This is a genomic window from Thermus arciformis, from assembly GCF_900102145.1.
GTDB lineage: Bacteria > Deinococcota > Deinococci > Deinococcales > Thermaceae > Thermus > Thermus arciformis.
Genome location: NZ_FNBC01000028.1, coordinates 23,077 through 29,202 on the forward strand (window position 1 = coordinate 23,077; position 6,126 = coordinate 29,202).

At 67.6% G+C, this 6,126-nt stretch carries 7 protein-coding genes and 1 tRNA gene; 6 read left to right on the forward strand and 2 right to left on the reverse strand.

Annotated elements, in window-relative coordinates; all coding sequences use genetic code 11:
• Nucleotides 1–49 precede the first annotated feature (49 nt).
• Nucleotides 50–2,488, forward strand: coding sequence for a M66 family metalloprotease (locus BLP62_RS14125; RefSeq protein WP_244880381.1), 2,439 nt, complete (start codon nt 50–52; stop codon nt 2,486–2,488).
• On the opposite strand, the gene BLP62_RS09705 is transcribed toward BLP62_RS14125, so the two are convergent.
• Nucleotides 2,456–2,677, reverse strand: a complete 222-nt coding sequence (locus tag BLP62_RS09705; RefSeq protein WP_093008146.1) for a hypothetical protein — start codon at nt 2,675–2,677, stop codon at nt 2,456–2,458. The genes BLP62_RS14125 and BLP62_RS09705 overlap by 33 nt on opposite strands.
• A 43-nt stretch (nt 2,678–2,720) precedes the next feature.
• On the opposite strand from BLP62_RS09705, the gene BLP62_RS09710 reads away from it, so the two are divergent.
• Together BLP62_RS09710 and BLP62_RS09715 are read left to right on the forward strand one after the other, a co-directional pair.
• Nucleotides 2,721–2,797: transfer RNA gene (locus BLP62_RS09710), tRNA-Arg, on the forward strand.
• Nucleotides 2,798–2,856: 59 nt separating this feature from the next.
• On the forward strand, nt 2,857–3,420 hold the full coding sequence (locus BLP62_RS09715; RefSeq protein ID WP_093008148.1) for a cob(I)yrinic acid a,c-diamide adenosyltransferase: 564 nt from the start codon (nt 2,857–2,859) through the stop codon (nt 3,418–3,420).
• On the opposite strand, the gene BLP62_RS09720 is transcribed toward BLP62_RS09715, so the two are convergent.
• The gene (locus BLP62_RS09720; protein WP_176758190.1) at nt 3,417–3,692 is read right to left on the reverse strand and encodes a hypothetical protein; all 276 of its coding nucleotides are present in this window, start codon (nt 3,690–3,692) and stop codon (nt 3,417–3,419) included. The genes BLP62_RS09715 and BLP62_RS09720 overlap by 4 nt on opposite strands.
• Nucleotides 3,693–3,775: 83 nt before the next feature.
• Between BLP62_RS09720 and BLP62_RS09725 the strand changes: the two genes are divergently transcribed.
• Genes BLP62_RS09725 through BLP62_RS09735 form a run of 3 tightly spaced genes read left to right on the forward strand, consistent with a single transcriptional unit; the run spans nt 3,776 to nt 6,079 of the window.
• Nucleotides 3,776–4,492, forward strand: a complete 717-nt coding sequence (locus tag BLP62_RS09725) for an ATP-binding cassette domain-containing protein (RefSeq protein WP_093008152.1) — start codon at nt 3,776–3,778, stop codon at nt 4,490–4,492.
• Nucleotides 4,492–5,670, forward strand: coding sequence for an ABC transporter permease (locus BLP62_RS09730; RefSeq protein ID WP_093008154.1), 1,179 nt, complete (start codon nt 4,492–4,494; stop codon nt 5,668–5,670). Before BLP62_RS09725 ends, BLP62_RS09730 begins: the two co-directional genes overlap by 1 nt.
• Nucleotides 5,671–5,683: 13 nt before the next feature.
• Complete coding sequence (locus tag BLP62_RS09735; RefSeq protein WP_241374248.1) at nt 5,684–6,079, forward strand: SPFH domain-containing protein; 396 nt, start codon at nt 5,684–5,686, stop codon at nt 6,077–6,079.
• Nucleotides 6,080–6,126: the final 47 nt, after the last annotated feature.

The window sequence follows — 6,126 nt, forward strand, 5'->3', positions numbered from 1 at the left end:
GATAGCACCTCTCATCCCTAGGCCCGAAGGCCCTGCTAGGGTGGTGGGGATGAACCTCCGGTCCTTGCGCCTTTGGGCCTTCGTGGCCTTGCTCGCCGCCTGTTCGGGGCCCCCGGAAAACCAACCCCCCACCCTCACCGCCTTCCAGGCCAGCCCCTCCGAGGGGGAGGCCCCCCTTGCGGTGCGCTTCGCCTGGAGCGCCTCTGACCCGGACGGGGAGGCTCTGGAGTGCGTCCTCGAGCCCGGGGACGGGGCCAAGCTAAGCCTAAGCCCCTGCGGTACGGGCTACACCTACACTTACACTTCCCCGGGGGACTACCAAACTCGCTTGGAGGTCAAGGACGGCAAAGGGGCGAGCGCCCGCAGGGAGACCCTGGTGCGGGTGCGCCCTAGGAAGGGCTTCGCCCTCGCCCTCTCCCCCACCAGCCTCTCCGTCCAGCAGGGAGGGCAGGGCCAGGTCACCCTGACGGTCACCCCCCAGAACGGCTTCACCGGCACGGTCAACCTCTCCCTGGTGGACGGCGGGGGCAACCCGGTGGCCGGAGTCGGCCTCTCCCCCACCAGCGTCAGCGTCAGCGGCGCTAGCCCCGTGAACCAGGCCCTCACCCTCGCGGTGGCCTCCTCCGTCAACCCCGGAACCTACGCCCTCAAGGTGCGGGGCACCTCGGGAAGCCTCACCCAGGAGGTGAACCTCACCCTCACCGTGACCGCCCCCTCGGGCGGCGGGGACTTTTCCCTGGTCTTGGAAAGCTCCTCTCTCTCCATTTCCCCAGGGGGCACATCCTACGTGCGCCTCTCGGTTACGGGCACCTACACCGGGCAAATAAGCCTCTCCCTGGTGGACGAAAACGGCAGCCCCTTCACCAGCGTGCAGCTTTCCCCCACCCAAATCCCTGTGCCCTCAGCGCCCATGCTGGAACTGCGGGCCGTTTCGGACCTTTCTCCCGGCACTTACGCCCTACGGTTGCGGGGAACGGGCGGAGGCCTTACAAAAGAAGCGAACTTGACCCTAAGGGTAACTTCCACCCAAAACCTGGCCATCGCCAAGGTGGAGTGGGGCCAGACCGTCCTCGAGGAAGACCTGCGCCTGGTGGCGGGCAAGCCCGCTCTCCTCAGGGTCCACCTGGTGGCGAGCCCAGACCCCATGGCCTTGGCCCAGCCCCTCTCCGGGGCGGTCTACACCAACACCGCCTTCCTCGGAAACCTCTCCTTCACCTGCCCTAGCCCCATCCCCACGGACACCGTCCAAGGGAACCTCCGCACCACCTGCAACGCCACCTTGCCCGCGGAGTGGATGGCTCCCGGCCTCCGGGTGGAGCTCCGGGCGGACCCGGGCGACCAGGTGGCGGAAAGCGATGAAGGGGACAACGCCCGCACCCTCAGCCCCCAGGTGGGGGCGGGGACCGTCCTTCACTTGACGGCGGTCCCCGTGGTGCACCAGGGGGTCACCGCCTCCGTGCCCGACTTCAGGGCAACCCTTTGGCGCGTATGGCCCCTTAAGGACATCGCTCCCGCCACCCGGGCCCCTTACACCTTCGCGGGCACCCTCAGCCCCAACGACGCCATGGCTTGGAGCCAGCTCCTGGATGAGCTTCGCCTCCTCAGGCAGGCGGACGGGAGCAGGCGGTACTACTACGGCTTCGTGCGGGTGGGCTACACCTCGGGCATCGCCGGGATCGGCTACATCGGCTACCCGGTGGCCGTGGGCTGGGACTACCCGCAAAGCGCCCCGGCGGTCATGGCCCACGAGCTCGGCCACAACTTCGGCCGAGAGCACGCCCCTTGCGGCACCAGCGGGGACCCTTCCTACCCCTACGCGAATGGGCAAATCGGCACCTGGGGGTACGACCTGGCGAGCGGCGCCCTCAAAGACCCGGCCCAGCACTACGACCTCATGAGCTACTGTGGGCCAAAGTGGGTATCCGACTACACCTACCAGGGGGCCCAGGCCTTCCTGGAAAACCGCCCCCCCTCCCCGCAAGGCCTCCCGGGGGAGGGCCTCCTCTTCTCGGGGCGGATCCTGGGGGACCAGGTGGTCTTCAACCCGCCCGTCCGCCTCGCCGCCCATCCCGAGGGCGAGCCTTCCTCCTACACCCTGCGGGTGGACGGGCGGGAGTACCCCGTGTACGTCCTGAGGGACTCCGAGGGGGGCCTCCACTTCCAGGCCAAGGTGCCCGTGGGGCCCTGGAACCGGGTGGGCCTCTACCGGGAAGGAGCGCTCCTCGCCGAGGCGCAAGGGGGCGTGAGGCCCCAGGCGGAGCCCCGGGTGGAGCTTAAGGAGGAAGGGGGCTTCCTGGTGGCCCGCTGGACGGGCTACCCCTTCCTCTCCCTCTTCCACGTGGCGGAGGACGGCGCCCGCACGGCCCTCGGCCTCTGGCACCGGGGCGGGGAAAGCCGCTTCGCCCTCGAGGGCCTGCCCCCCGGAGGGGCCTTTGAGGCCCAGCTTTCCGATGGCCTAGGGGTCATGACCCTCTTCTTCCCCCGCTAGGAAAAAGCGCCCCTCGCGAAAGACCACCCTCCCCTCCCGCCGAAGCCGCGCGAGGAGGGCGAAGAGGGTCCCCCGGGAAAGGCCGGGGAAAAGGGGCTTGAGGAAGGAGTGGATTTCTTCCAAAGTGGCCCCGCCCCGCAAAAGCCCGAGGAGATGGCTTCGTAGCCGCTCTTCCCGCACAAGACCCATATTGACAAAGGAAAGCTTCCCGTGCTACCTTAAGGGTCGGCTTGGGCCCGTAGCTCAGTTGGATAGAGCGGCTGACTACGGATCAGCAGGTCAGGGGTTCGAATCCTCTCGGGCCCGCCACAGCCAGAAGGCCCCCAAGGGTTTCCCTTGGGGGCTTTTCCTCGTCTTACAATGGGCCCATGAAGATCTACACCAAGACGGGGGACGCCGGGGAGACCGGGCTTTACGGGTCCGAGCGGGTGGTGAAGGCCCACCCCCGGGTGGAGGCCTACGGCACCGTGGACGAGGCCAACAGCGCCATCGGCCTCGCCCGAAGCCTCCTCCCCAAGGAGCACCTGGACCTCCACGACCTCCTGGAGCGGGTCCAAAACGCCCTCTTTGACCTGGGGGCGGACCTGGCGACCCGCATGGGAAGCCCCTACGAGAAGAACATCGCCCGCATGGACGCCGAGGACGTGGAGGCCCTGGAAAGGGCCATTGACCGCTACCAGGAGGAAAGCCCCCCTTTTCGGGGCTTCATCCTCCCCGGGGGGCACCCGGCGGCGGCCGCGCTCCACCTGGCCCGCACCGTGGTGCGCCGGGCCGAGCGCAAGGTGGTGGCCCTAAGCCGGGAAGAACCCGTGAACCCCGAGGCCATCCGCTACCTGAACCGGCTTTCCGACCTCCTCTTCGTCCTGGCCCGGGTGGTGAACGCCCGGCTAGGGGTCAGGGAGGAAGGGTGGCTGGTGAAGAAGCGCCGCTAAGGCCAGGGCTTGCCGTAGACCCGAACCTCCGCGTGAGGAAAGGCGGTTTCTAAAAGATCTTTCAAAAACTGGGTGGCGCCGGGCAAAAGCCCCCCGCAGGGCCCCTCCATGTAGAGGAAGAGGTAGCGGGGCCTACGGGGGGACTGGGAAAACCCTAGACACCCCTCGTATTCGGGGAAGTACTCGTAGAAAAGCTCCAGGAGGTCCTGCACCAGGTCCTTGGCCTCGGGCAGGGCCTCTATGGAGCTTTGAGGCTTGACCCAGAAGGTCATGGCCTTCACGCTCCCATTATGGCCCTCTAGGGAAAGGCGGAGAGGCCACTTGCAAAGTGATATCACCATGATACAATATCCCCGTGATCCGAGCGGAAGGGCTTTCTAAGCGCTACCGCCACGGCTGGGCCGTGGAGGGGCTCTCCTTCCGGGTGGAGCCAGGTGAGGTCTACGCCCTTCTGGGCCCCAACGGGGCCGGCAAGACCACCACCTTGCGCATGCTCTCCACCCTGGTGCGCCCAAGTGGGGGGGAGGCCTGGGTGGCGGGGTTCCACGTGCGGAAGGAGCCCTTGCAGGTCCGCCGCCACCTGGGCCTGGTGAACGGGGGGATGCGGGTCTACGAGAGGCTTACGGGGCGGGAGGCGCTGGAGTTTTTCGCCGGCTTCTACGGGCTTAAGGGCCGGGCCTTCCGGGAGGCCCTGGACTGGGTGGCGGCCCTTTTGGAGATGGAGGAGACCCTGGACAAGAGGGTGGGGGAGATGTCCACGGGCATGCGGCAGAAGGTGGTCCTGGCCCGGGCCATCCTCCACCGGCCCAAGGTCCTCCTCCTGGACGAGGCCACGGCGGGCCTGGACGTCTTCGCCCGCAGGGCCCTCCTGGAGTTCGTGAAGGCCTACCGGGGCCTGGGGCACGCCGTGGTCTACTCCACCCACGTGATGGCCGAGGCCGAGGAGGTGGCGGACCGGGTGGGCTTCCTCCACCGGGGGCGGCTGGTCTACGAGGGAAGCCTGGGCGAGGCCCTGGCCCTGGGGGAAGGGAGCCTGGAGCGGGCCTTCGTCCGAAAGGTGCGGGGGGCGTGATGGAAGCCGTCCTTAGGATTTTCCGAAAGGAGCTCGTCCAGGTCTTTCGCGACCGGAAGCTGGTCTTCTCCACCCTGGTCCTTCCCGTGCTGCTGATGCCGGTCTTCATGTTCGGCCCAAGCCTCTTCCTGAGCCGGCTCATGCAGGGCGCGGCGGAAAAGGTGCAGGAGGTGGCCGTGGCGGGGCTTCCCCAAGAGGCCCTAAAGGCCCTGGAGGAAGCGCGGCTTGAGCCCGTGCCCCACCCGGACCCCGAAAAAGCGGTGCGGGAAGGCCGCTACCCTGCGGGGGTGGCCTTCCGGGAAGGGGTGTACCGGGTCTACGGCCGCCTGGCCTCCGGCCTCACGGAAAGCCAGGTGGTCGTGGAGAAGGTCAAGGGGGCCCTGCAGGCCCTCAAGGAGGCCAAGGTGGCGGAGGCCCTTCGGCGGGCGGGGCTTCCCCAGGAGGTCCTTTCCCCTTTCGGGGTGGAAGTGGTGGACGCCTCCCCGCCTAGGGAAAGGGCCGGGGGGCTTTTGGGGTTCCTCCTCCCCTTCTTTCTGGTGGTCTTCGTCCTCTCCGGAGGCCAGGTGGTGGCGGTGGACGCCACGGCGGGGGAGAAGGAGAAGGGGACCCTCGAGGCCCTTTTGGCCGCCCCCATCCCCCTGGTCCAGGTGGCCCTGGGCAAGGCCTTGGCCACGGTGGCCATGGGCCTGCTCTCGGGGGTGGCGGGGCTTTTGGGGCTGGCCCTGGGCGGGGCCTGGAGCGCCCGCCTCGGCGGGGGCATCCTCACGGAGAGGGGCGAGGCCCTGGCCTTGGGCGGACAGGTGAGCCTGGACGGAGGGAGCTTCCTTGCCCTCTTCCTCACCGCCTTCCTCCTCGCCCTCTTCATGGGGGCGGTGATGGTGGCCCTGGGGCTTTACGCCCGGAGCTTCAAGGAGGCGCAAAGCTACATGGCCCCCCTGCAGCTTTTGGCCCTTCTTCCCCTCCTCTTCCTACAGTTTCGGGGCTTCCTGCAGCTCGAGGCCTGGCACCACCTCCTTCCCCTCTTCAACGTGGCCCTGCTGATGGACGCCCTCCTCAAGGGCAGCGCCACCCCTTTACAAGCGGGGCTCACTTGGCTTTCCACCCTGGTCTACGCCGGGGCCGCCCTGGGCCTGGCGGTGTGGGCCTTCGGGCGGGAGGACGTGGTGTTCCGGAACTAGGAAAGGAGTGGGTATGCGCGAGGTGAAGGAGTTTCCGGCGTGGCGGGCAAGCGGGTTTTTGGCCCTTTTCCTCCTCCTCGTAGCCCTTTTCTGGCTCGGGTGGGCGGGGTATGGCCTCCTTAGGGAGAAGGACCTCTTCTACCTCTGGCACCTCCTTCCAAGCCTCCTCGCCTCCCTTCTCCTGGCCCTGGGCCTCTTCACCGTCCAGCCCAACGAGGCCGTGGCCCTGGTCTTCCTGGGGCGGTACGTGGGGAGCGTCCGGGAGGAGGGCTTCCACTTCGCCAACCCCTTGGCCCAGCGAAAAAAAGTGTCCTTGCGGGTCCACAACTTCACCTCGGACAAGCTCAAGGTGAACGACGCCCACGGCAACCCCATTGAGATCGCCGGTCGTGTCAAGAGTTATGTGTAAGAGTCTGTGTACGGGGGGCATACCGCTCCTGAAGCATCTTCTCCAGC